The 22,530-nt window shown below is 68.2% G+C and carries 24 protein-coding genes and 1 tRNA gene; 13 read left to right on the top strand and 12 right to left on the bottom strand.

Annotated features, from left to right (window positions below):
* From EHO50_RS36915 to EHO50_RS36875, 9 genes are all read left to right on the top strand, one after another.
* The coding region (locus EHO50_RS36915; protein ID WP_164905054.1) for an FHA domain-containing protein at positions 1-378 on the top strand (378 nt) is incomplete at its 5' end.
* A gap of 10 nt (positions 379-388) precedes the next feature.
* Positions 389-901, top strand: a complete 513-nt coding sequence (locus EHO50_RS36910; protein WP_128435574.1) for an FHA domain-containing protein FhaB/FipA — start codon at positions 389-391, stop codon at positions 899-901.
* A 128-nt stretch (positions 902-1,029) separates the two neighbouring features.
* Positions 1,030-2,574, top strand: a complete 1,545-nt coding sequence (locus EHO50_RS36905; RefSeq protein WP_246101754.1) for a Stp1/IreP family PP2C-type Ser/Thr phosphatase — start codon at positions 1,030-1,032, stop codon at positions 2,572-2,574.
* Between the two features lie 27 nt (positions 2,575-2,601).
* The gene (locus EHO50_RS36900) at positions 2,602-4,053 is read left to right on the top strand and encodes an FtsW/RodA/SpoVE family cell cycle protein (RefSeq protein ID WP_128435573.1); all 1,452 of its coding nucleotides are present in this window, start codon (positions 2,602-2,604) and stop codon (positions 4,051-4,053) included.
* Positions 4,050-5,525: a peptidoglycan D,D-transpeptidase FtsI family protein gene (locus tag EHO50_RS36895; RefSeq protein WP_128435572.1), complete on the top strand. Its 1,476-nt coding sequence runs from the start codon at positions 4,050-4,052 to the stop codon at positions 5,523-5,525. Before EHO50_RS36900 ends, EHO50_RS36895 begins: the two co-directional genes overlap by 4 nt.
* A gap of 169 nt (positions 5,526-5,694) precedes the next feature.
* A complete protein-coding gene (pknB, locus tag EHO50_RS36885) occupies positions 5,695-7,707 on the top strand; it encodes a Stk1 family PASTA domain-containing Ser/Thr kinase (RefSeq protein ID WP_128435571.1) in 2,013 nt (670 codons plus the stop codon).
* Between the two features lie 198 nt (positions 7,708-7,905).
* Positions 7,906-8,097, top strand: a complete 192-nt coding sequence (locus tag EHO50_RS36880; protein WP_128435570.1) for a hypothetical protein — start codon at positions 7,906-7,908, stop codon at positions 8,095-8,097.
* Positions 8,098-8,297: 200 nt separating this feature from the next.
* A complete protein-coding gene (locus EHO50_RS45435) occupies positions 8,298-8,558 on the top strand; it encodes a hypothetical protein (protein ID WP_246101752.1) in 261 nt (86 codons plus the stop codon).
* Between the two features lie 80 nt (positions 8,559-8,638).
* Positions 8,639-9,349, top strand: a complete 711-nt coding sequence (locus tag EHO50_RS36875; RefSeq protein ID WP_246101751.1) for a restriction endonuclease — start codon at positions 8,639-8,641, stop codon at positions 9,347-9,349.
* A gap of 96 nt (positions 9,350-9,445) precedes the next feature.
* Here the strand turns inward: EHO50_RS36875 and EHO50_RS36870 are convergent, their stop codons facing one another.
* Genes EHO50_RS36870 through EHO50_RS36845 form a run of 6 tightly spaced genes read right to left on the bottom strand, consistent with a single transcriptional unit; the run spans position 9,446 to position 13,907 of the window.
* Positions 9,446-10,219, bottom strand: coding sequence for a class E sortase (locus tag EHO50_RS36870; RefSeq protein ID WP_425472347.1), 774 nt, complete (start codon positions 10,217-10,219; stop codon positions 9,446-9,448).
* 6 nt (positions 10,220-10,225) lie between these two features.
* Positions 10,226-11,539 (bottom strand): class E sortase, encoded by a 1,314-nt coding sequence (locus tag EHO50_RS36865; RefSeq protein ID WP_128435568.1) that lies wholly within the window; start codon positions 11,537-11,539, stop codon positions 10,226-10,228.
* On the bottom strand, positions 11,536-12,174 hold the full coding sequence (locus EHO50_RS36860; RefSeq protein WP_128435567.1) for an aminodeoxychorismate/anthranilate synthase component II: 639 nt from the start codon (positions 12,172-12,174) through the stop codon (positions 11,536-11,538). Before EHO50_RS36860 ends, EHO50_RS36865 begins: the two co-directional genes overlap by 4 nt.
* Complete coding sequence (locus tag EHO50_RS36855; RefSeq protein ID WP_164905044.1) at positions 12,171-12,368, bottom strand: hypothetical protein; 198 nt, start codon at positions 12,366-12,368, stop codon at positions 12,171-12,173. Before EHO50_RS36855 ends, EHO50_RS36860 begins: the two co-directional genes overlap by 4 nt.
* 17 nt (positions 12,369-12,385) lie before the next feature.
* Positions 12,386-13,111, bottom strand: coding sequence for a class E sortase (locus tag EHO50_RS36850; RefSeq protein ID WP_128435566.1), 726 nt, complete (start codon positions 13,109-13,111; stop codon positions 12,386-12,388).
* Between the two features lie 19 nt (positions 13,112-13,130).
* The gene (locus EHO50_RS36845) at positions 13,131-13,907 is read right to left on the bottom strand and encodes a DUF881 domain-containing protein (RefSeq protein WP_128435565.1); all 777 of its coding nucleotides are present in this window, start codon (positions 13,905-13,907) and stop codon (positions 13,131-13,133) included.
* Positions 13,908-14,048: 141 nt separating this feature from the next.
* Here EHO50_RS36845 and crgA point away from each other — a divergent pair, with 141 nt between their 5' ends.
* Positions 14,049-14,303 carry a cell division protein CrgA gene (gene crgA / locus EHO50_RS36840; protein ID WP_128435564.1) on the top strand — a complete coding sequence of 85 codons (255 nt, stop codon included), beginning with the start codon at positions 14,049-14,051 and terminating at the stop codon, positions 14,301-14,303.
* 339 nt (positions 14,304-14,642) lie between these two features.
* Here the strand turns inward: crgA and EHO50_RS36835 are convergent, their stop codons facing one another.
* The gene (locus EHO50_RS36835; RefSeq protein WP_128435627.1) at positions 14,643-15,530 is read right to left on the bottom strand and encodes a rhomboid family intramembrane serine protease; all 888 of its coding nucleotides are present in this window, start codon (positions 15,528-15,530) and stop codon (positions 14,643-14,645) included.
* Positions 15,531-15,632: 102 nt separating this feature from the next.
* A complete protein-coding gene (locus tag EHO50_RS36830) occupies positions 15,633-16,166 on the bottom strand; it encodes a peptidylprolyl isomerase (protein WP_128435563.1) in 534 nt (177 codons plus the stop codon).
* 326 nt (positions 16,167-16,492) lie between these two features.
* Between EHO50_RS36830 and EHO50_RS36825 the strand changes: the two genes are divergently transcribed.
* The gene (locus EHO50_RS36825; RefSeq protein WP_128435562.1) at positions 16,493-17,206 is read left to right on the top strand and encodes a DUF5324 family protein; all 714 of its coding nucleotides are present in this window, start codon (positions 16,493-16,495) and stop codon (positions 17,204-17,206) included.
* 147 nt (positions 17,207-17,353) lie between these two features.
* Here the strand turns inward: EHO50_RS36825 and EHO50_RS36820 are convergent, their stop codons facing one another.
* The 4 genes from EHO50_RS36820 to EHO50_RS36805 form a co-directional block, all read right to left on the bottom strand.
* Positions 17,354-18,364 (bottom strand): hypothetical protein, encoded by a 1,011-nt coding sequence (locus EHO50_RS36820; RefSeq protein WP_128435561.1) that lies wholly within the window; start codon positions 18,362-18,364, stop codon positions 17,354-17,356.
* Entirely contained in the window at positions 18,348-18,959 is a 612-nt protein-coding gene (locus EHO50_RS36815; RefSeq protein WP_342787031.1) for an RNA polymerase sigma factor, read from the bottom strand. The genes EHO50_RS36820 and EHO50_RS36815 overlap by 17 nt, the downstream gene beginning before the upstream one ends.
* Complete coding sequence (locus EHO50_RS36810) at positions 18,956-19,135, bottom strand: hypothetical protein (RefSeq protein WP_128435560.1); 180 nt, start codon at positions 19,133-19,135, stop codon at positions 18,956-18,958. The genes EHO50_RS36815 and EHO50_RS36810 overlap by 4 nt, the downstream gene beginning before the upstream one ends.
* Before the next feature lie 401 nt (positions 19,136-19,536).
* Positions 19,537-19,609, bottom strand: a tRNA-Ala gene (locus EHO50_RS36805).
* Between the two features lie 182 nt (positions 19,610-19,791).
* On the opposite strand from EHO50_RS36805, the gene EHO50_RS36800 reads away from it, so the two are divergent.
* Positions 19,792-20,340, top strand: a complete 549-nt coding sequence (locus EHO50_RS36800) for a helix-turn-helix domain-containing protein (protein WP_128435559.1) — start codon at positions 19,792-19,794, stop codon at positions 20,338-20,340.
* Positions 20,341-20,659: 319 nt separating this feature from the next.
* Positions 20,660-22,462 carry a serine/threonine-protein kinase gene (locus EHO50_RS36795; RefSeq protein ID WP_128435558.1) on the top strand — a complete coding sequence of 601 codons (1,803 nt, stop codon included), beginning with the start codon at positions 20,660-20,662 and terminating at the stop codon, positions 22,460-22,462.
* Positions 22,463-22,530: the final 68 nt, after the last annotated feature.

Genomic DNA, 22,530 nt, shown 5'->3' with positions numbered 1-22,530 from the left:
ATGCCGGCCGCGCCGCCGCCCGGCGGTCGCCCCGGCGGCTACGGCTACCCGCAGCCCGCGGGCGGCCAGCGTCCCGCGGCCCCCGCGGCCGGCGGACGCACCCGCTACTGGATCGAGATCAACGGCACCCGCCATCAGATCTCCCGCCCGACGCTGGTGCTGGGCCGCAGCACCGAAGCCGACGTGCGGATCGACGACCCCGGCGTCTCCCGCCGGCACTGTGAGATCCGGACCGGAACGCCCTCGACGATCGCGGATCTCGGGTCCACCAACGGCATCGTGGTGGACGGGCAGCACACCACCCGCGCTACGCTCCGCGACGGCTCGCGGATCGTCGTGGGCAGTACCACCATCATTTACCGGCAAGCCGAAGGGTGAAGCGGGGGCAATGTCAGAGCTGACCCTCACGGTCATGCGGCTGGGTTTCCTGGCCGTACTGTGGCTGTTCGTGATCGTGGCCGTGCAGGTCATCCGCAGCGACCTGTTCGGTACGCGCGTCACCCAGCGCGGCTCCAGGCGCGAGGCCGGCCGGTCGCAGCAGGCGGCCCGGCAGGCGGCGCCTCCGCAGCAGCGCGCCCAGCAGAGCGGCGGCCGCCAGCGCCGTAACGCCCCCTCCAAGCTGGTCGTGACCGAGGGCACCCTGACCGGCACCACCGTGGCGCTCCAGGCCCAGACCATCACCCTGGGCCGGGCGCACGACAGCACCATCGTGCTGGACGACGACTACGCCTCCAGCAGGCATGCCAGGATCTACCCGGACCGCGACGGCCAGTGGATCGTCGAGGACCTGGGCTCCACCAACGGCACGTACCTCGACCGAACGCGGCTCACGACCCCCACACCGATTCCGCTGGGCGCGCCGATCCGCATCGGCAAGACCGTCATCGAGCTGCGGAAGTAGTGCTACATCATGAATAGGCGCGAGCGGAGCGAGCACGCAGCGGCGGCCCACACGACGGGCCCCGGCGCGCTCCCGACCGGAGGGTGGGCACCGTGCGGATGTACCCGGAGCCGACGGGCGAGGTGCGCATGAGTCTGTCACTGCGCTTCGCCGCCGGATCGCACAAAGGCATGATCCGGGAGGGCAACGAGGACTCCGGATACGCCGGACCCCGCCTGCTCGCCATCGCCGACGGCATGGGCGGGGCCGCGGCCGGCGAGGTCGCCTCCTCCGAGGCCATCTCCACCATCGTCGCGCTCGACGACGACGTCCCCGGCTCCGACATCCTCACCTCGCTCGGCACGGCCGTACAGCGCGCCAACGACCAGCTGCGCTCGATGGTCGAGGAGGACCCCCAGCTCGAGGGCATGGGGACGACCCTGACGGCCCTGCTGTGGACCGGGCAGCGCCTCGGCCTCGTCCACGTCGGCGACTCGCGCGCGTACCTGCTGCGCGACGGTGTCCTGACGCAGATCACGCAGGACCACACCTGGGTGCAGCGCCTCGTCGACGAGGGACGCATCACCGAGGAGGAAGCCACCACCCACCCGCAGCGCTCCCTGCTGATGCGCGCGCTGGGCAGCGGCGACCACGTCGACCCCGACCTGTCCATCCGCGAAGTCCGCGCCGGCGACCGGTACTTGATCTGCTCCGACGGCCTGTCCGGGGTGGTGTCCCACCAGACCCTGGAGGACACCCTCGCCAGCTACCAGGGCCCCCAGGAGACCGTCCAGCAGCTGATCGAACTCGCGCTGCGCGGCGGCGGCCCCGACAACATCACCGTGATCATCGCGGACGTCCTCGACCTGGACACCGGCGACACCCTCGCCGGGCAGCTGTCCGACACCCCGGTCGTGGTCGGCGCCGTCGCCGAGAACCAGCACCACCTGCACGACAACGGCATCATGCAGACCCCGGCCGGCCGCGCCTCCGGGCTCGGCCGCCAGGTCCCCGGACAGGGCGGCGGGGGCGGCGAGTTCGGCCCGCCCGGCTCCGGCGACACCACCGGCTACATCCCGGCGGGCAGCTTCGGCGACTACACCGACGACGACTTCGTCAAGCCCCGCAAGGGCCGCAAGTGGCTGAAGAGATCCTTCTACATCGCCCTCGCGCTCGGCGTGATCGGCGGCGGCCTGTACGGCGGCTGGCGCTGGACGCAGACGCAGTACTACGTCGGCGCCAACGAGGAACACGTCGCGCTGTACCGGGGGATCAGCCAGGACCTGGCCTGGGTCTCGCTCTCGAAGGTGGAGAAGGACCACCCCGAGATCGAACTCAAGTACCTGCCGCCGTACCAGAAGAAGCTGGTCGAGGCGACCATCGCCGAGGGCGGCCTGAAGGACGCCCAGGCGAAGATCGACGAGCTCGCGCTGCAGGCCTCCGCGTGCCAGAAGCGGGCCGAGCAGCAGGCCGCCGAGAGCGAGAAGAACTCCAGGACGGGCGAAGGCGAGGCCGGAGGCACCACGGGAACCACCCGTACCTCTCTTACGTCCAAGGCGACACCGACGCCGAATCCGTCGGCCACCAACTCCCCGAACCCGTCCACCTCCCCGACACCGACTGCCACGCCAAGCCCCGGCCCCACTCTCTCGGAGGAAGAGCAGAAGGTCGTCACGAACTGCGGCACGCAGTAGGCAAGCCGTGAGAGGCCCCGTCACACGATGAGCAGCACTACGAACTCGCCGACCCACCACACATCCACGATCGGCGCGATCGGCGCACCGAGCAGACGCAACACCGAACTGGCGTTGCTGGTGTTCGCGGTGGTCATTCCGGTTTTCGCGTACGCCAATGTGGGTCTGGCGATCGACGACGAGGTGCCGGCCGGCCTGCTGAGCTACGGCCTGGGCCTCGGCCTGCTGGCCGGCGTCGGCCATCTCGCCGTACGGAAGTTCGCCCCGTACGCGGACCCGCTGCTGCTGCCGCTGGCGACGCTGCTGAACGGACTCGGGCTGGTGGCCATCTGGCGACTGGACCAGTCGAAGCTGCTGCAGCAGATCGGGCAGGCCGGCGGCAAGGCGACCAACCAGCTGATCTACACGGCGATGGGCATCGCCCTCTTGGTCGCCGTGCTGATCTTCCTCAAGGACCACCGCACGCTTCAGCGCTACACGTACATCTCCATGGCCGGTGCGCTGGTCCTGCTGCTGCTGCCGCTGGTACCGGGCCTCGGCGCCGACATCACCTACGGCGCCAAGATCTGGATCCAGGTCGGCAGCTTCACCATTCAGCCCGGTGAGTTCGCCAAGATCGTGCTGGCGATCTTCTTCGCCGGCTATCTGATGGTGAAGCGCGACGCCCTCGCCCTCGCGAGCCGCCGCTTCATGGGCCTGTACCTGCCACGCGGCCGTGACCTGGGTCCGATCATCGTCGTCTGGATGATCTCGATCCTGATCCTCGTCTTCGAGACCGACCTCGGCACGTCGCTGCTGTTCTTCGGAATGTTCGTCATCATGCTGTACGTCGCCACCGAGCGGACCAGCTGGATCGTCTTCGGCCTGCTGATGTCCGCGGCCGGTGCCGTCGGCGTGGCCAGCTTCGAACCGCACGTCAAGACACGTGTCCAGGCCTGGCTCGACCCCATGCGCGAGTACACGCTCAGCCAGGAGGGCGTCAGGGACGGCGTCGTCCACTCCGAGCAGGCCATGCAGGCCCTGTGGGCCTTCGGCTCCGGCGGCACCCTCGGCACCGGCTGGGGCCAGGGCCACTCCGAACTCATCCGCTTCGCCGCCAACTCCGACTTCATCCTCGCCACCTTCGGCGAGGAGCTGGGCCTGGCCGGCGTCATGGCGATCCTGCTGATCTACGGCCTGATCGTGGAGCGCGGCGTGCGCACCGCCCTCGCCGCCCGCGACCCCTTCGGCAAGCTGCTCGCCATCGGCCTCTCCGGCGCCTTCGCGCTCCAGGTCTTCGTCGTGGCCGGCGGTGTGATGGGCCTGATCCCGCTGACCGGTATGACGATGCCGTTCCTCGCGTACGGCGGTTCCTCCGTCATCGCCAACTGGGCGCTCATCGGCGTACTGATCCGCATCAGCGACACGGCGCGGCGCCCCGCGCCCGCCCCCGCCCCCAACCCCGACGCCGAAATGACCCAGGTGGTCCGCCCGTCATGAACAAGCCCCTGCGCCGGATCGCGATCTTTTGTGGCCTGCTCGTCCTCGCCCTGCTCATCCGGGACAACTGGCTCCAGTACGTCAAGGCCGACAGCCTGAGGGAAGACCCCAAGAACCGCCGCGTCCTCATCGCGCGCTACGCCACACCCCGCGGCGACATCATCGTCGGCGGCAACCCGATAACCGGGTACGCGGAGACCACCTCGGGCGACTTCAAGTACAAGCGCACGTACAAGGACGGCGCGATGTGGGCGCCCGTCACCGGCTTCGTCTCGCAGGCCTACGGCGCCAACCAGCTGGAGTCCATCGAGGACGGCATCCTCACCGGCACCGACGACCGGCTCTTCTTCCGCAACACGCTCGACATGATCACGGGCAAGGAGAACAAGGGCGGCAACATCGTCACCACCCTCAACGCCGCCGCGCAGAAGGCCGCGTACAACGGCCTGAAGGCACAGGGCGCCAAGGGTGCCGTAGCCGCCATCGAGCCGTCCACCGGCAAGATCCTCGCGCTGGCCTCCTACCCGTCGTACGACCCCGGCACGATCGCCGGCGGCAGCACTTCCGACGCTGAGGCCTGGAAGAAGCTGCAGAAGAAGAACAACCCCGACGACCCGATGCTCAACCGGGCGCTGCGCGAGGTCTACCCGCCCGGCTCGACCTTCAAGGTCGTCACCGCGGCCGCGGCGCTGGAGAACGGCCTGTACACGGACGCGGACGCACCCACCAAGACGCCGCTGCCGTGGACCATGCCGGGCACCACGACCGTGCTGAAGAACGAGGGGAACATCCCCTGCAAGAACGCGACTCTGCGGGTCGCCCTGCAGTACTCCTGCAACACCGTCTTCGGCAAGGTCGGCTCCGACCTCGGCAACGACAAGATGCTGGAGGAGGCCAAGAAGTTCGGCTTCACCGAGGAGCAGTTCACGCCGGTCCGCACCAGCGCCTCGGTCTTCTCCGACGACATGGCGCCCTCCGAGGTCGCGCTGTCCTCCATCGGCCAGTTCAACACGGCCGCCACCCCGCTGCAGATGGCCATGGTCGCCTCGGCCGTCGCCAACGACGGCACGCTGATGAAGCCGTACATGGTCGACGAGCTCCAGACGCACAACCTCGACGCCCTCGAGACGACCACGCCCGAGGAGATGAGCAAGCCGCTGTCGGCGGAGAACGCGGAAATCCTGCAGTCGATGATGGAGACGGTCGTCGAGGACGGCACGGGTACGAACGCGCGGATCGACGGCGTCAAGGTGGGCGGCAAGACCGGTACCGCCCAGCACGGTGTGGACAACAGCGAGAACCCGTACGCGTGGTTCATCTCCTACGCCAAGCTCAGCGACAACAGCTCGCCGGTCGCCGTGGCCGTCGTGATCGAGGACGAGGACGCGGTCCGCGGCGACATCTCCGGCGGCGGCCTGGCGGCCCCGATCGCGAAGAAGGTCATGGAGGCGGTCATCAACAGCAAGAAGTGACCCCGCTCACGTCCCCTTCACATCGGTGCACGTTGCGATACCGGTCCTGTATCGGGTTACGGGCTTGGCCAGGTCACACAAGATGAGCCGGGTACGGTATGCCCGGACGGACCACCGTCACACCCACAAGGGTGAGGGCGGGACCGACGGAGAGGGCTGGTAGGTAGCTATGGAAGAGCCGCGTCGCCTCGGCGGCCGGTACGAACTGGGCCAGGTGCTCGGTCGTGGTGGCATGGCGGAGGTCTACCTCGCGCATGACACCCGCCTCGGCCGCACCGTCGCCGTGAAGACGCTGCGCGCGGACCTCGCGCGCGACCCGTCCTTCCAGGCCCGGTTCCGCCGGGAGGCCCAGTCGGCCGCCTCGCTCAACCATCCCGCGATCGTCGCGGTCTACGACACGGGCGAGGACTACATCGACAACGTGTCGATCCCGTACATCGTCATGGAGTACGTGGACGGCTCCACACTGCGTGAGCTGCTCCACTCCGGCCGCAAGCTGCTGCCGGAGCGCGCCATGGAGATGACCATCGGCATCCTCCAGGGCCTGGAGTACGCCCACCGCAGCGGCATCGTCCACCGCGACATCAAGCCGGCCAACGTCATGCTGACGCGCAACGGCCAGGTCAAGGTGATGGACTTCGGCATCGCCCGCGCCATGGGCGACTCCGGCATGACGATGACCCAGACGGCCGCCGTGATCGGCACCGCGCAGTACCTCTCGCCGGAGCAGGCCAAGGGCGAGCAGGTGGACGCGAGGTCGGACCTGTACTCCACGGGCTGCCTGCTCTACGAGCTCCTGACGGTCCGCCCGCCCTTCGTCGGCGACTCCCCGGTAGCGGTCGCCTACCAGCACGTCCGCGAAGAGGCCCAGGCCCCGTCCGTCTTCGACCCCGAGATCACGCCCGAGATGGACGCGATCGTGTTGAAGGCCCTGACCAAGGACCCCAACTACCGCTACCAGTCGGCCGACGAGATGCGCGCCGACATCGAGGCCTGCCTCGACGGCCAGCCGGTGGCGGCGACCGCGGCCATGGGCTCCGTCGGCTACGGCGGCTACCCCGACGACCAGCCGACCACGGCCCTGCGCGCCACGGACGCCGGCGCCACGTCGATGCTGCCGCCCATGAACCCCGACGACGGCGGCTACGGCTACGACGACCGCGTCGACCGACGCCGCCAGAAGAAGTCCAACACCTCGACGATCCTCCTGGCCGTCGCAGCTGTGCTGGTCCTGGTCGGAGCGATCCTGATCGGCAAGTACGTGTTCGACGGCCAGAACGCCAGCAACAGCAGCGTTCCCGTGCCGAACCTGGTGGGTGAGACCAAGGACAGCGCTGAGGCACTCCTCCAGAACGTCGACCTCAAGCTGGGGACGGTCACTCCGAAGGAGTGCGAGAGCCAGAGCAAGGGCAAGATCTGCGAGCAGGACCCCGGCGCCGAGACCAAGGTCGACAAGGGGTCCACGGTCAATGTCGTCATGTCGACCGGTGCCCCGAAGGTCACCGTGCCGAGCGTGATCGGCCTGAAGCTGGACGAGGCCAAGTCGCAGCTCGAGGGCGACGACTTCCAGTTCGTGATCAAGACGAAGACCCGCGAGACCTCCTCGGACGATCCGAACACGGTCCTCGACCAGGACCCGAAGCGCGGCAAGGAAGTCGAGAAGGGCACGACGATCACCCTCACCATCGCCGTGGAGGAGGAGGAGTCGACCGTCCCGGCCGTCGCCGACAAGACCTGCGACGAGGCGAAGGCCCAGATGTCGGCCAACGAGCTGATCGGCAACTGCGTCGAAGTGGAGACCGACGACCCGAACAAGGTCGGCAAGGTCATCGACACCAACCCGGCGATCGGCGCCCAGATCCCCAAGAACTCGCAGGTGGAGATCCGGATCGGCAAGGCCGCCGAGCAGGAGCAGGTTCCGGTGCCGACCGTGACCCAGCTGACGGTCAAGGACGCCAGGAAGGCCCTTGAGGACGTCGGCCTGACGGTGGGCAACATCCAAGGCTCCCAGAACGACCAGGCCATCGTCCTCCAGCAGGACCCACAGCCGAACACCCCGGTCGCCAAGGGCACAGCGGTCAACCTGATCGCCCTCGACCAGGGCGGCAACAACGGCGGCGGCGACAACGGCGGCCAGATCTTCGGCGGAGTCACCGGAACGTCAGCCCGCACGGAGGACTGACCCGACGGCCCTGAGCGCAAGACGAAGCCCCGGCCCCCTGAGGGGGTGCCGGGGCTTCGTGGTCTCGACGCCAGGCCGGCACTACTTGGGCTATTGGGCAGGCTGCCTCAGTGACGAGCATCACTCACCGGTGTCAAGTACGGCGAGGTTTACCTCTACTACAGCACCGCCAACGGCGGCACCAACTGCGCTGTCACGATGGACACCTACTTCGGTGCCAGCACCACCAAGCACATGGCGATCTTCATCGACCGGTGCGCCGCCGGGAGCGTAGCCGGCAAGGCGTGCGCGTCCGACCAGTCTGATTCCGACTCCAACTACTACACGTGGTACGCGGGCCCCGCCGATGTCACGGGCACCGCGAACCATTGCACCAAGCTGCACTGTTAAACGCCTCACCACCAGCAGGTCGCGCCCCCGGCGAGTTCACCGGGGGCACGACCTGTTTCACTTCAGCGACCTCTCCGCCTTCACCGAATATCCGTTTCCATCTAGATCGTGTCTTCATATGTGACGACTCGTTGATCGGGTGGGGTGAGGACTCAGCTCTGCCCCGCCATGCGGCCACACCACAAGCGGAAGGGCAGAACGTGATCAACGAGTCAGCGCTGCTGGAGTCGAAGAGCCTGCGCAACAACGTGCTGGAACGAACCGACGTGCTCGACAGAGTGAAGGCACTGTCACTGCTACCGGACGGGATGCATGTGACCACGGCGATGGTGGCGGCGTACTTCGAGGTCGCCGAGACGGTCATCAACAACCTGCTCAGCCGCCACCGACAGGAGCTGGAGTCAACGGCCTGCGGGTGCTGCGCGGTGCTGACCTGCGTGAATTTCAGGAACTCAATCTGAGTTCCACTTCCGGAGGCGGATATCCACAGCGGCGCTCCAGCCTTGCCGTCTGGTCACGCCGAGCCGTCCTCAACGTCGCCATGCTCCTCCGTGACAGCGAAGTCGCACGTCAGGTGCGTGTGTACCTCCTCGACATGGAGTACCTGGCCCGCACACAGCCTGTGGAAAAACCGGCCCCCACTGACGTCACCTCCCTCGACGACCGCATCGACCAACGCATCACCCACATCCTCGGCAAGACCGTCGTCCCCATGTTCAACGCCCTGATCGAAACCTCAGGCGAGCACAGCAGGGAGCTCATCGCGCTCCGCGCAGGCGTCCAGCGCATCGAGCGACGGCTCCACCAGCACCACGCCCGGCTGCAGAGACTCGAAGGGGTGCGAGACGACCGCCCCGCAGTCGGAGTCATGGCCGCCATGGACGGCATGAACGGCCGCACGTTCGAGCACCACATCGCCAAACTCCTGCGCCGCGACGGCTGCACGAACGTCGTCGTACAAGGCGGTCACGGAGACCGCGGCGTCGACATCATCGCGCTCACGGCCAACGGACGGCGCCTCGTCGCCCAGTGCAAGAGGTTCGCGCCCTACCTCTCCATCACCAGCCCGGACGTCCAGAAGTTCATCGGGTCGGCAAAGGTTCTGTACGGCGCGGACGTGGCGCTGTACGTGGCGACGTGCCCCTTCACACCTGAGGCCCTGAACATCGCCGCCGAGGCCGGCATCACGGCCGTACACCGTGGCGTGCTTGAGGAGTGGAGCGCGGGGGAACCGCTGAGGATTCTGGAGTAGGCATGGCATGACGCAAGGAGGCCCGAAGCCGCAAAAGGAAGTTGCGGCTTCGGGCCTCCGCCATGTTAGGGGACAGAGTTGCTCAAAGAACCTCTGTCAGCGCAGCTCCTCCGGCGGCGTCCGCTCCTCGTCGACCTTCTCCACCCGCTCCAACTCCCCCCACACCACATACCGATACCGGCTCGTGTACACCGGCGTGCACGTCGTCAGCGTGATGAAGTGGCCCGCCTTCGTCCTGCCCGACTCCTTCGGGACGGCGGACAGGACCTTGACGTTGTACTTCGAGGTCTCGGGGAGGACGGCGTAGACCTTGTAGACGTACCACTTGTCCTTCGTCTCGAAGACGATCGGGTCGCCCTTCGCGAGCTTGTGGATGTTGTGGAACTTCGCGCCGTGACCGTCGCGGTGGGCGGCGAGGGAGAAGTTGCCCTTCTTGTCCGAGGTCGGAAGGGTCGCCTTGACCGGGTCGGTGTAGTAGCCGGCCACGCCGTCGTTGAGGATCTTCGACGTCGTGCCCTTCTCGACCAGGATCTCGCCCTTGCTCATCGCGGGGACGTGGAGGAAGCCGATGCCGTTCTTGGAGTCGAACTCGGCCGGACGCCCCGAGTCCTCGTCCTGGTGGGCCCAGATGTCACGCACCTTGTCGGCCTGCTTGTCCGCCGCACGGTCGGCGACGACGTTCGTCCACCACAGGGAGTAGACGACGAACAGGCCCAGCACCAGGCCCGCCGTGATGAGGAGTTCCCCGAAGACGCTGATCGCCATCGCGATCCGGCCCATGCCGCGTCGGCGGCGAGCCGGCCCACGGGACTCGGACGCAGCGGTGCGCTCCGCGTGCTCGGTGTCGTCGGTGGTCGCTGCCACGTTCATCTGCCCTTAACTGACGAGCGCATCCGGCTTGCCCTTGCTGCGCGGCCGTTCCTCGACCATCTTGCCCCAGACGATCATCCGATACTTGCTGGTGAACTCCGGCGTGCACGTGGTGAGCGTGATGTAACGGCCCGCCTTGGTGAAACCCGAGTCCCGCGGAACCGGATCCAGCACGCTCACGTTGCTCGGCGACGTCACCGGCAGGATCGACGCCATCTTGTACACGAAGTACTTGTCCTGCGTCTCCACGACGATCTCATCACCCGGCGTCAGCCGGTTGATGTACCGGAACGGCTCGCCGTGAGTGTTGCGATGCCCGGCCAACCCGAAGTTGCCGGTCTTGGCATCCGGCATCGCCGTCTTCAGCTTGCCCTCGCCGTAGTGACCGACCATGCCCCTGTCGAGCACCTTCTTGTTGCTGACGCCCTCCGCGATCGGAACGACGACGTCCAGCTTCGGGATGTGCAGGATGGCGAAACCCTGCCCCGGCTCGAAGGTCCCGGGGCTCCGCTTACCACTCGCCCAGTCGTCCTGGAGGCTGCTCGCCTCCTTGTCCGCCTGCGCATGCGCCCGGACGTTCGTCCACCACAGCTGGTAGCTCACGAACAGCAACATCAGCACACCGGTGGTGATGAACACCTCACCGATCGCTCGACTGGCGACGGTGGCCGGACTGGGCCTGCGCGCCCGCGCCTGCCTACGCGCCTCCACACGCGAGAGGGGGGCCTGCGAGGCCTCCGAGCCGCTCTCGGCCGCCTCGACGGCCTCCGACTCCTCACGAGAGCCCCCATGACGCCCGTGACGCCGCTTGGCGGCCCTTCTACGGGCCGCACGGCCACCCGTAGGGGTTCCTGTGGCCGAAGGGGCGGAAGAGGCGGCAGAAGCCGATATGGCCTCGCCGACGGGCGGATCCGGTATCCGCAGCGCCACGGTCTCGTCGTCGGGCGGCGGTATGTACGGCTCCACATAAGGTTCCGCGTGCGGTTCCACATACCGTCCCGCATGCCGTCCCACAGGCGGTTCCACATGCTGCTCCGCATACGGCTCTCGAGACGCGGCAGCCGCCTCGGCGCCATAACCGTCCACACCGTAACCGCCGGCGCCGTGCCCCTCGCCGCCGTAGCCGCCGGCGCCATACCCCTCGGCGCCCTGCCCCTGAGCGACGTAACCCTCCCCGCCGTACCACTCCCCGAGCGCACCCGACTCCTCGTACGGCTGCTGCCCGTACGAGGTGCCCTGGTCGCCGGCGCCGCCGTAGGAGTCCGCGAAGGACTCCCCGTACGCCGCGCCGGACTCGCGCTCGGGGCGCAGCGCGGTCACGCCGTGGCCCTGCCCACCACCGGGGCGAGCCCCGCCGACCTCGCCACCGCACCCTGGTCGCCGCACTCCACCAGCCAGTTGGCCAGCATCCGGTGCCCGTGCTCGGTCAACACCGACTCGGGGTGGAACTGCACACCCTCGACGGGGAGTTCACGGTGACGCAGGCCCATGATGATGCCGTCGTGCGTGCGCGCAGTCACCTCGAGCTCGGCCGGAACCGTCTCCGGCTCGGCCGCAAGCGAGTGATAGCGCGTCGCCGTGAACGGCGTCGGCAGGCCCGCGAAGACACCCTTGCCCTCGTGCTCGACCAGCGAGGTCTTGCCGTGCAGCAGCTCCGGCGCACGGTCCACCACACCGCCGTACGCCACCTGCATCGACTGCATGCCGAGACAGACGCCGAAGACCGGCACCCCCGTCGAGGCGCAGTGGCGCACCATCTCGATGCAGACCCCGGCCTCCTCCGGCGTACCCGGACCCGGCGACAGCAGCACGCCGTCGAAGCCGTCCTGGGCATGCGCCGTCGACACCTCGTCGTTGCGCAGCACCTCGCACTCGGCGCCCAGCTGGTACAGGTACTGGACCAGGTTGAAGACGAAGCTGTCGTAGTTGTCCACGACGAGAATGCGCGCGCTCACTGGTTGTCCACCGTCACATCGTTGAAGGGCAGCAGCGGTTCGGCCCACGGGAAGACGTAGTTGAACAGGACGTAGACCACGGCCACGACCAGAGCGAGCGAGAGCAGCGCCCTCACCCACGCGTTCCCCGGCAGATGCCGCCAGATCCAGCCGTACATGCCGTCCCTTCCGTCGCACCACGGCACCAGACTCACGCCGTACAGCCAACAGACTAACGGCGCAACGCCTCCGGTTTCCCGGCCTCCACAGGCTGGGTGGAGTCCAGATGCGCCCACACGATCAGCCGGTGACTGTGCCCCCACTCCGGATCACACGTGGTCAGGGTCAGATAGCGGCCCTCACGCGTATACCCCGACTTACGAGGCACAGGGTCGATCACCTCAATGTCCGTGGGCAGTGTTTTGTAAGGGCCTTTGTCGATCCGATACGTGAACCAGGTCGTCCCGTCCGTCAGCACCACCGCGTCACCGGGACGCAGCCGGGGGAAGTCCTTGAACGGATCCCCGTACGTACGCCGGTGGCCGGCCACCGAGAAATTGCCCTTCTGACCGAGCTGGGCGGTGTTCGCGTAGTGGCCCAGGCCCTTCTTGAGGGTCTTGGTGGCAGTGCCTTCGAGGACCGGCTTGTTCCACGTGAAACCAAGGCGCGGGATGTACATGATCGCGAAGGGCTTGTCCGCGGTGTACGGGGCGGGCTTCGGTGGACTCGTCCGCGGACTCGCCTGCGAGCCCTCGCTCGGACTCGCCACGCTGCCAGGTGCCGCAGCCGTCGGCCGCACCGCCCCCTGCGCCCACTGCTCCTGTAACTGATCGATCTGGTCGGCCATGACGTTGTCGGCCTTCACGCCGGTCCAGAACAGTACATAGACGACGAAAAGAACGATCACCGTGCCGACGGTGATGCACAGCTCGCTGACGGTCCTGACGACGACACGCACCGGCAGCTCCAGAGAAGGCTCACTCCACGGGCTTGGCGTACTGCAGATCCACTGTGCCCGAGTAGCCGGGCAGAGTCACCGTCCCGTCCTCGGTGACTTTCCAGCCGAGACCGTAGACATTGACGTACACCATGTAGTTCTGGATCGCCGCCGAGGCCGCGAGCGCCTTCTGCATCTTCTCCGGGTCACCGACCGCCGTGATCTTGTACGGCGGTGAGTAGACCCGGCCCTGGAGGATCAGGGTGTTGCCCACACACCGGACCGCGCTGGTGGAGATCAGCCGCTGGTCCATGACCTTGATGCCCTTGGCGCCGCTCTGCCACAGCGCGTTGACCACGGCCTGGAGGTCCTGCTGGTGGATGACCAGGTAGTCGGGCTGCGGCTCGGGATACCCGGGGAGCTTGGCCGTGGCGTCCGGCGGGGCGTCGTTGAGCGTGACCGTGATCGCCTCGCCCGTCAGCTTCTGCGTCCCCGTTTTCTGCTCCAGCGCCGCGAGCTTGTCGTCCTCGGCCTTGGTACTGCCGTCGTCCCGCTCGGCGAGCGCCTCCACGTCGTCCCGCAGGGCCGCGTTGGACTCGTTGAGCTCACCGTTCTCGTGACTGCGCTCCTGAATGAGGTCCGAAAGCTTCAGGAGCGAGGCGTCCGTACGGATATTGGTGCCTTTGGCCGTATCGAAACTGGTGAAGAAAATGAGCCCCGCGAGAGCGAAGACAGCCCCGGTCAGCACCCGCACCGGCCGGAACCGGCCGCGGACAGGACTGGATCCAGTCCCGGGGGAGTCGGCAGAATTGCTCAACGTACCCTTATCTCCTTCGGCGCCGCGGAAGCACTACGCTAACGGACGCCCGGGGGAGCAATCAGAGTCCCCTTGTACGCTGCCCCGAGCCAGCCACAGTTCCCTGCGCGGCCACGCAGCGCATCGACAGGAGAGACCCTCGTGCCGAAGTCACGTATCCGCAAGAAGGCCGACTACACGCCGCCGCCGTCGAAGCAGGCGACCGCCATCAAGCTGACCAGCCGCACATGGGTCGCACCCGTGATGCTGGCCATGTTCCTCATCGGTCTCGCCTGGATCGTCGTCTTCTACGTGACCGATGGTTCGCTGCCCATCGACGCGCTGGGCAACTGGAACATCGTGGTGGGCTTCGGCTTCATCGCCGCCGGATTCGGCGTCTCCACGCAGTGGAAGTAGCGGTCGAAGCGACAGTCGAAGCAGCATTCGAAGCGGTGGCCACTTCGTGGTGAACGCAGCTCTGCCCAGGGCTATCCGCTGAGTTATCCACAGCCTTGCAGCAATTTCCACAAGCTGACTGGGGAAAAGACGACGATCTGTGGATAACCCATCGGGCGTTGACGCCGGTATGACTGCCACACCGGGTCACCCGAAGGCACCCCGAACATATGTGCGCCCCCTGCCTGACCTGCGGAAACGCTGGTCCAGGACAGGGGGCGCGGCCCTTTCCGCACAGTGCGCACAAGATCCGCCACACGCTGTGGACAACCCTGCCGCTCACGTGGATAACCGCTGTACTCAGGTGAGCTGCAGTGTCCTCAGTACGGTCATCAGGACGACGACGGCCAGGACCAGCGCGCAGGTGCCGTACTGGACCAGGGCCCGGCGCTGACGCGGTGCGTGGACCATGGCGTAGCCGATGGCGACGCCTGCGACGAGGCCGCCGATGTGGGCCTGCCAGGCGATGTTGAATCCTGGGCTGAAGGTAAAGATCAGGTTGATTGCCAGCAGGGCGAGGATGGGCCGCATGTCGTACTGGAGACGGCGCATGAGGACGGCGGTGGCGCCGAAGAGGCCGAAGATGGCGCCGGACGCGCCGAGCGAGGCGCTGGTCGGGGCGGCCAGCAGGTAGGTGAGGGCGCTGCCCGCGAGGCCTGAGCAGAAGTAGAGCGCGAGGTAGCGGGCGCGGCCGAGGGCGGCTTCGAGGGGGCCGCCGAGCCACCACAGGCTGAGCATGTTGAAGGCGATGTGCCAGATGGCCTCGTGCGTGAACATCGAGGTCAGGAGGCGGTACCACTCGCCTTCGGCGACGCCTTCGGTGGGGACGAAGGGGGCGGGCGGCCAGCTGCCGGTGAGGACGAGGTCGTTCAGGAGCGAGGTGCTGGTCTGGACGGCGATGAAGACCGCGAGGTTGATCCCGATGAGGATCTTGGTGAGCAGGCGGGGGTCTGCGGTGACGGTGCCGCCGGCGATGGTGCGGGGCTGGGAGGCGCTGGGGGCGTGTCCGGTGCCGGAGCCGTTGCGGACGCAGTCGGGGCACTGGAAGCCGACGGAGGCGCTGACCATGCAGTCAGGGCAGATCGGGCGTTCGCAGCGGGTGCAGCGGATGCCGGTCTCACGGTCGGGGTGTCGGTAGCAGACGGGCAGGCTCTGGGCGTCCTGCGGGCTGCCTGCCGGCTGGTCCATGAGGTCCCCTAGGTCGTCGTACGCGATGCACGTCCTCATGCATCGCCCCGCTCATCCTTACGGACGAGCGGGGCGTTTGGTTCCCTGTGGGAGGTGTCGGACTCAGCCTTCGCGGGTCTCGACGACGACCGACTCGATGACGACGTCCTTGAGGGGTCGGTCGGTGCGCGGGTTGGTCTGGACGGTCGCGATGGCGTCGATGACCTTCTGGCTGGCGGGGTCGACGACCTCGCCGAAGATGGTGTGCTTGCGGTTCAGCCAGGTCGTCGGGGAGACGGTGAGGAAGAACTGGGAGCCGTTGGTGCCCGGGCCGGCGTTGGCCATGGCGAGCAGGTACGGCTTGTCGAAGCGGAGGTCCGGGTGGAACTCGTCCTGGAACTGGTAGCCAGGGCCGCCGGTGCCGTTGCCGAGCGGGTCGCCTCCCTGGATCATGAAGCCGCTGATGACGCGGTGGAAGACCGTGCCGTCGTAGAGCTTGGCGGTGGACTTCTCACCGGTGGTGGGGTTCGTCCACTCACGCTCGCCCTGGGCGAGCTCGACGAAGTTCTTGACCGTGATCGGCGTGTGGTTCGGGAAGAGCCGGACCTGGATGTCGCCGTGGTTGGTCTTCAGGGTGGCGTAGAGCTGCTCGGCCACGATCTGCCTTCCGTTGTCTTCCTGTGACCCCCCGATCCTCGCACGGACGGCGGCTTGCGTCGCCCGGCGCTTGTTCATCGGCACGTGGCCGGGGCGATCCCTTGCAGAAAACTGCTCGAGTAGTGCCGGGACGGGGCGCGCGGCGCGGGGATCCGTGGCATTGTCGACGACAAGCTCCCGTTGCCCCGTATTGATCCGCTATTGCACTCGATCAACTCCATCCGCACCCATATGCCTGCCTTCACATGCTGCGAAGCGGTCGGGGAGGCATGATCCGTAAAAGGGTGGAGAGTCGAAATACGTACGCCACCGAGGAGGAGGATCCCGTGACCCGCATCGACAGCGTGCGCGCCGCGACCGGCTCGGCGAAGGACAGCGTGCTGCACGCCGCGGAAGTGGTGGCGCCCTACGCCGACACCGCCAAGGACAGGGCCGCGCACTACGCGCACGAGGCACGCGTACGGCTCGCGCCGAAGGTGACGCAGGCCACCGAGCAGGCCCGCGCGCAAGCCCTGCTGCAGTACGGCGCGTATGTCGCGCCGCGTCTTGAGCAGGCCCGTTCACATGTGCCACCGAAGGTCGACCTGGCCGCTCATGAGGCGGCCGCTCGTACGCGCAAGGCGGCTCGGCAGGCCGCCGACTATTCCCGGCCGAGGATCGAGCAGGCGGTGGCCGCGGCCGGGCCCGTCAGGGACGAGGCCGCTGCGCGCGGTGCGGCCGCGCTGGCCGCGCTGCGCGGTCAGGTCTCGCCGAAGGAGATCGAGAAGCTGGTCCGCAAGCACCAGCGGCGTGCCAAGGCCGGCCGTACCGCGAAGGTGCTGGCGGTGGTCGGTGCTTTCGCAGGTGCCGCGTTCGCCGCTTGGAAGTGGTGGGACAAGCAGGCCAACCCGGACTGGCTGGTCGAGCCCCCTGCCGCGACCGAGGTGCCCGAGTCGAACCGTCTCACTTCGGTGGACGGCAGCGGTCAGTCCGTTCTCGATCCTGAGGTCGAGGCCAAGGAGGCCGAGGAGGAGGCTGCCCGGCGCGACGAGGGCCGGTGAGGTGAAGACCGGTGACGGTCGGCACTTCGAACTGCGCCGTGGGGCGCGGGACTTGAGTGTCCTGCGCCCCGCGGCGATGTTTCACGTGGAACATCGGCCGCGCTCGCGGGAAGGCCGGCCTGTTTCACGTGGAACGGGGGCTGCGTTTCACGTGGAACGCCGGTCGCGTGGTCGCGCAGGGTCGTCGGTCCGTTGGCGTGACGGCAGGGGGTCGAGCTTGTGCCCGCGTTGCGGAGTGTCCTGGACTGCCGGGACGGGGGTGGCGAGGGCGCGTATGCGGTCGGTGAAGTCGGGATCGGGCAGGGGGAGGTCCAGGTCGTCGTCGACGTAGGCGACGGCGGCGGGTATGTAGTGCAGGACTGCGTTGACCGGGTCGGGGACGGGCGAGGTGTCGGGCTTGAGTGCGCGCAGGACGCGCAGGGTGGTGCTGATCTCGTCCTCGGGCTCGGGGGCTGATTCGTCGATGTAGATGGCGGCGTCGGCCGCGACGGTGTTCTGCTCGTGGAGGTGCTCGCCCGGGGGGTTCTCACCCTGTCGGTCCGCGGGGTCCGCTCCCTGGGAGTCCTCGCCTTGGAGGGCCTCGCCTTGAGAGTCCTGGTCTCGGAGGTCGTCGCCTCGGAGGTCGTTGATCCCGGGCCGGACGCTACGGGTGTACCGGGCGTGCTGTGTCTGCCACCAGTCGGCGACGCCGTGCTCGCCCAAGGCGCGGTGGTGCAGATAGAGGCAGTAGCTGGCGGCGGTGTCGCCGGCGCCGGCGGCGTACTGCCACCACATCCGGGCCGACTCTTCCCGTGCGCAGAGCTGGAGCATGCAGCCGAGGACGCGGGCGCCGGGGGGTTCGGGCAGTGCTCGGGCGAGGAATTCCTCGAGGTCCGCGAGGGCGTCGGTGTGGGTGATGACCGTCTCGCAGAGGGTTTGCAGGTCGTCGGCGGCGGAGCGCTCGTCGGTCGGTGGAGCCTGGCTCGGCGGGGCTTGCGGGGCCGGTGGGGCGGGCGGGCTTTGTCCGAGGGTGGCTCGTACCGAGTTCGGGCCGGGGGTGTCCGGGAGGGCGGCGGCGCGTATGGACAGGCGTGCGGCCGCCGCGTCTATGGCTGCCTGGGTGTAGGGCCGGCGGTGGAGGCGGGCCCGGGCGAGCAGGTCGTCAATGGGCGATGTCATCGGCTTTCCCTTCCGCGGCGTGCCCGTCTTCGTCCGTACGGGGCCGCGTGAGGTTCTTCTTCACGCCGTACGCGTGTTGGAGGCGCCGTTTGGCGTGGCGGACGGTGGAGCGCACACCGGCCGGGGTGATGCCGAGGGCGGCCGCTATCTCGACCGCGCTGTAGCCGAGCCCGAAGTGCAGGTAGGCGACGTCCATCTGACGCGGCGGCAGTTGTTCGATCTCCGCGTAGAGGTTGAGGCTTTCCTCGAGCTGGCTGATGGGGTCCACGGCTTGGGTCAGCGCCACGGTCTCGAAGGCCTCGCCTATGAGTGCCGGGCGGCGGTCGCGGGTCCGGGAGTGGTCGATGGTGCTGTTTCTGATCACCCGCCAGGCGTACGCGGTGGGGTTCTCCTTGGACAGCACGGTGCTCCATGCCTTCAGCAGTTGCTCGAAGGCGGCGTCCACCGCTTCCTCGGCGTCGTGCCAGTTGCCCAGCCGGGACTTGGCCCAGTTGACGTACAGCGGCCGGTACATCTGGTGGAAGGCCTCGAAGTCCGGCGGGAGCTTCTTCATGCGCGGGGCGCGGGAGGCTTGGCTCGGCAGGTCCTGACTCACGCCTGCCCCTCGTGGTGTGCGTCCTTGGTGCCCTCGCCGAGGTCGCGCCGCATCTCGCTGATGCCCGCCCGTACACCGGCCGCGGCGAGCCGGCGCAGCAGTACGACCGCGTCGCGGCCGAACACCCGTAGGGCGAGCGCCGCCAGGATCACCTCACCGGCAATGTCCATCGTCACTGTGCTGTTGTGCCTTCCTGGTGTCAGGCGAGGCCTGTCAGCACCCCCGGTGGCCTCGAGACGGCGTGTGTTTACGCCCTCCGCCCACGATGACGTTTGCAACGGCCTGTATGTGCAAGTCCCGCACAGACTTTCTTAACGGAGCGCATCCTTCTGATTACCCGTCCCCGTTCACGCCAGCTCACACAAGGCTCCCGCGCCGGAGCACGCCACCCTGGCGCCACGTCGGCCACCTGCGTAACCACGCGGCGGACCGCACACGCCTCACGGATTTGCGCAAACATCCGCAACGACACCACCACCCGTCACGTGATGCACGTCACTCACGGGGCGGCTCCGCCGGAGCCCACGGAATACAAAACCGGCCAGAAGCCACGAGGGCGTCTGACCGGTCCGAGGTGTGGAGCCTAGGGGAGTCGAACCCCTGACATCTGCCATGCAAAGACAGCGCTCTACCAACTGAGCTAAGGCCCCGGAAGAGGAGCGTCCAACCGGAAGAACCGCGTACCGGCGGGCGCCGCAGACCAGAGTACCGGGTCGCCCCCCGTATCTCGCAAAAAGATTGGGGGTCCCGATGAACGACCACTCTCCGTAAGATGCTCGGCGTGGTTCGCTACAGCGAACCACGGTTTTTGGGGAAGCGATGGGGAGACGCAATGGACGCCGCACAGCAGGAAGCGACCGCAAGAGCGCGGGAACTGCAGCGGAACTGGTACGGGGAGCCGCTGGGGGCGCTCTTCCGTAAGCTCATCGACGATCTTGGTCTCAACCAGGCTCGTCTCGCGGGGGTACTGGGACTGTCCGCACCGATGCTGTCGCAGCTGATGAGCGGCCAGCGGGCGAAGATCGGCAATCCCGCCGTGGTCCAGCGGGTGCAGCTGCTGCAGGACCTGGCGGGGCAGGTCGCGGACGGCAGTGTGAGCGCGGCCGAGGCCACCGACCGCATGGAGGAGATCAAGAAGTCGCAGGGGGGCTCGGTGCTCAGCAACACGACGCAGACGACGAGTAGTTCGGGGGCGCCCACGGTCAAGCGGGTGGTCCGCGAGATCCAGTCGCTGCTGCGCTCGGTGGCCGCCGCGGGGGACATCATCGATGCCGCGGACACCCTCGCCCCCACCCACCCGGAACTGGCAGAGTTCCTCCGGGTGTACGGCGCCGGCCGGACCTCCGACGCGGTCTCGCACTACCAGTCCCACCAGAACTGACCCCGAGGCCCGGTCGCCGAAGGGGGTTCGGCAGCCGGGCCGAAGGCCCAGGTTCTGATCTGAGCGGTCATGAGCAGGCTGCGCGGTTCACCAGCGCGGCCACGCGGGGGTCTGGCCGCTCACCGGGGGGGGAGATCACGACGGGGGCGTGTCTCCCACCGGGAAGGATGCAAGAGGCAGTCAGCCCCGGGGGCCCGCGAAGGGTTCGCGAAGGGGCGACGGGGGAGTCCGCAAAGGGAGGGGACGGCGAGGGGAGTCGTATCGCTCGTCGAGGGGGAAGCAAGGGGGGTAACCGAAGGGGGAGGAGCGACGCACAACCATGGGTGAGGTCTTCGCCGGCCGGTACGAACTGGTCGACCCGATCGGACGCGGAGGCGTCGGCGCCGTCTGGCGCGCCTGGGACCACCGCCGCCGCCGGTACGTGGCCGCCAAGGTCCTGCAGCAGAGCGACGCACATTCGCTGCTGCGGTTCGTCCGCGAGCAGGCCCTCCGAATCGATCACCCCCATGTGCTCGCGCCCGCCAGCTGGGCCGCCGACGACGACAAGGTCCTGTTCACCATGGACCTGGTGGCCGGCGGTTCGCTGGTCCATCTCGTCGGGGACTACGGCCCCTTGCCGCCCTCCTTCGTCTGCACGCTCCTCGACCAGCTCCTCGCCGGGCTGGCCGCCGTGCACGCGGAGGGCGTCGTCCACCGCGACATCAAGCCCGCCAACCTGCTGCTCGAGGCCACCGGCACCGCCCGCCCGCGACTGCGCCTGTCCGACTTCGGCATCGCCATGCGGCTGGGCGAACCCCGCCTGACCGAGACCAACCTCGTGGTGGGAACGCCCGGTTACCTCGCGCCCGAGCAACTCATGGGCGCGGAACCGGACTTCCCCGCCGACCTGTTCGCCGTAGGACTGGTCGCGCTCTATCTGCTGGAGGGCGCCAAGCCGGACACCAAGGCACTCGTCCAGTACTTCGCCGCGCACGGAACTCCCGGTGCGCCCAAGGGAATTCCCGAGCCGCTGTGGCAGGTAGTGGCCTCGCTGCTGCAGCCGGATCCGCAGGCGCGGTTCCGCACGGCCACGGGGGCACGCAAGGCCCTCGCCTCGGCCGCCGAGCTCCTGCCGGAACCGGGCCCCGACGACGAGCTGATCGAGATCTTCGACCAACTCGGTCCGCTGCCACCGGGGTTCGAGGCGGGCGGGCCGCTCAAACCGGCGCCGGGAGTCGACAGAGGCAGGGGTGGCTCCCAACAGTTCAGCATGGGCACCGCAGGTGCGGGCGGCACCGGCTCGGGACCGACGGGCACCGGATCCGTACCGACCGACAACAGTTCCGCACCGGCCGGCCCCGGATCCGTACCGACAGGCCCCGGATCGATCGCGACCGGCACCGGCACCGGCTCTGCATCGCAGGGCACTGGTCCTGGGACGGCCGACGGCACCGGCTCGGGCACCGTACCGAGCGATCCACGCCAGGGCATGGCCGGGCCGATCCCGGCCTCGGAGGTCACGGACCCCCACTCCACGCCCACCCCGCACACACCCCGGCCCGGATCCCGACCACCCGCCGACCAGGAGCCGTCCATCCCCTCGCAGCTCGGCGACAGGGACGGCCCTCTCACCATGTCGGACACCGGCAGCTTCCACCTGCCACCACCTGGGGCCACAGGCTCCTCCCCCCGGACTCAGACGCCCCCGCCGCAGCCGCACGCGGCACAGGAACCAGACCAGACGCCGGCACAGGCACAAGCACAGGCACAGGGCCAGAGACAGGCGGGCCAAGCGCACCAGGGCGCGCAGCATCACTCGGCTTACGTCTCCCCCTACGACAACACGCACGTCTTGTCCTCCCCTCACCTGCACGCACCGCAGTACCCGGCTCAGCCCCCGACGCCGACGCAGCACCAGCGCGTCGATGCCTCTACTGCTTCGTACACCGCTCAGAGCCCGCAGGTTCCACCTTCGGAACCCCCAATTCGGCAGCCGCGCCGCCGGGGCGGCCACCGCGCCACCCGTCGCGCCTCCCGCGGCCTCGCGCGACGGCCCGGCCCACCTGCCAAGGTGACAGTTCCGCTCCTGCTGCTCGCGCTGGCCTGCTACGCCGTGGGTTTCTGGGCACTGACCCGCATCTGAGCTCGCTGCCGACAGCCAAGGCCGCGAGCTTGAAAGGGGCGCTGCGGGGGTCAGCACTCCGATTCAGC

Origin of the sequence: Streptomyces cyaneus, from assembly GCF_004028635.1 — a bacterium.
GTDB lineage: Bacteria > Actinomycetota > Actinomycetes > Streptomycetales > Streptomycetaceae > Streptomyces > Streptomyces cyaneus.
The sequence above is the reverse complement of the archived record's forward strand: the minus strand, read 5'-3'. Positions and strand labels throughout refer to the sequence as shown.

Bases quoted from the DNA above. Each gene is read 5' to 3' on its own strand.
- EHO50_RS36910 (WP_128435574.1), top strand. From the start codon at position 389: ATGTCAGAGCTGACCCTCACGGTCATGCGGCTGGGTTTCCTGGCCGTA.
- EHO50_RS36905 (WP_246101754.1), top strand. From the start codon at position 1,030: ATGAGTCTGTCACTGCGCTTCGCCGCCGGATCGCACAAAGGCATGATC.
- EHO50_RS36900 (WP_128435573.1), top strand. From the start codon at position 2,602: ATGAGCAGCACTACGAACTCGCCGACCCACCACACATCCACGATCGGC.
- EHO50_RS36895 (WP_128435572.1), top strand. From the start codon at position 4,050: ATGAACAAGCCCCTGCGCCGGATCGCGATCTTTTGTGGCCTGCTCGTC.
- pknB (WP_128435571.1), top strand. From the start codon at position 5,695: ATGGAAGAGCCGCGTCGCCTCGGCGGCCGGTACGAACTGGGCCAGGTG.
- EHO50_RS36880 (WP_128435570.1), top strand. From the start codon at position 7,906: ATGGACACCTACTTCGGTGCCAGCACCACCAAGCACATGGCGATCTTC.
- EHO50_RS36875 (WP_246101751.1), top strand. From the start codon at position 8,639: ATGCTCCTCCGTGACAGCGAAGTCGCACGTCAGGTGCGTGTGTACCTC.
- EHO50_RS36870 (WP_425472347.1), bottom strand. From the start codon at position 10,219: ATGAACGTGGCAGCGACCACCGACGACACCGAGCACGCGGAGCGCACC.
- EHO50_RS36835 (WP_128435627.1), bottom strand. From the start codon at position 15,530: ATGGACCAGCCGGCAGGCAGCCCGCAGGACGCCCAGAGCCTGCCCGTC.
- EHO50_RS36820 (WP_128435561.1), bottom strand. From the start codon at position 18,364: ATGACATCGCCCATTGACGACCTGCTCGCCCGGGCCCGCCTCCACCGC.
- EHO50_RS36800 (WP_128435559.1), top strand. From the start codon at position 19,792: ATGGACGCCGCACAGCAGGAAGCGACCGCAAGAGCGCGGGAACTGCAG.
- EHO50_RS36795 (WP_128435558.1), top strand. From the start codon at position 20,660: ATGGGTGAGGTCTTCGCCGGCCGGTACGAACTGGTCGACCCGATCGGA.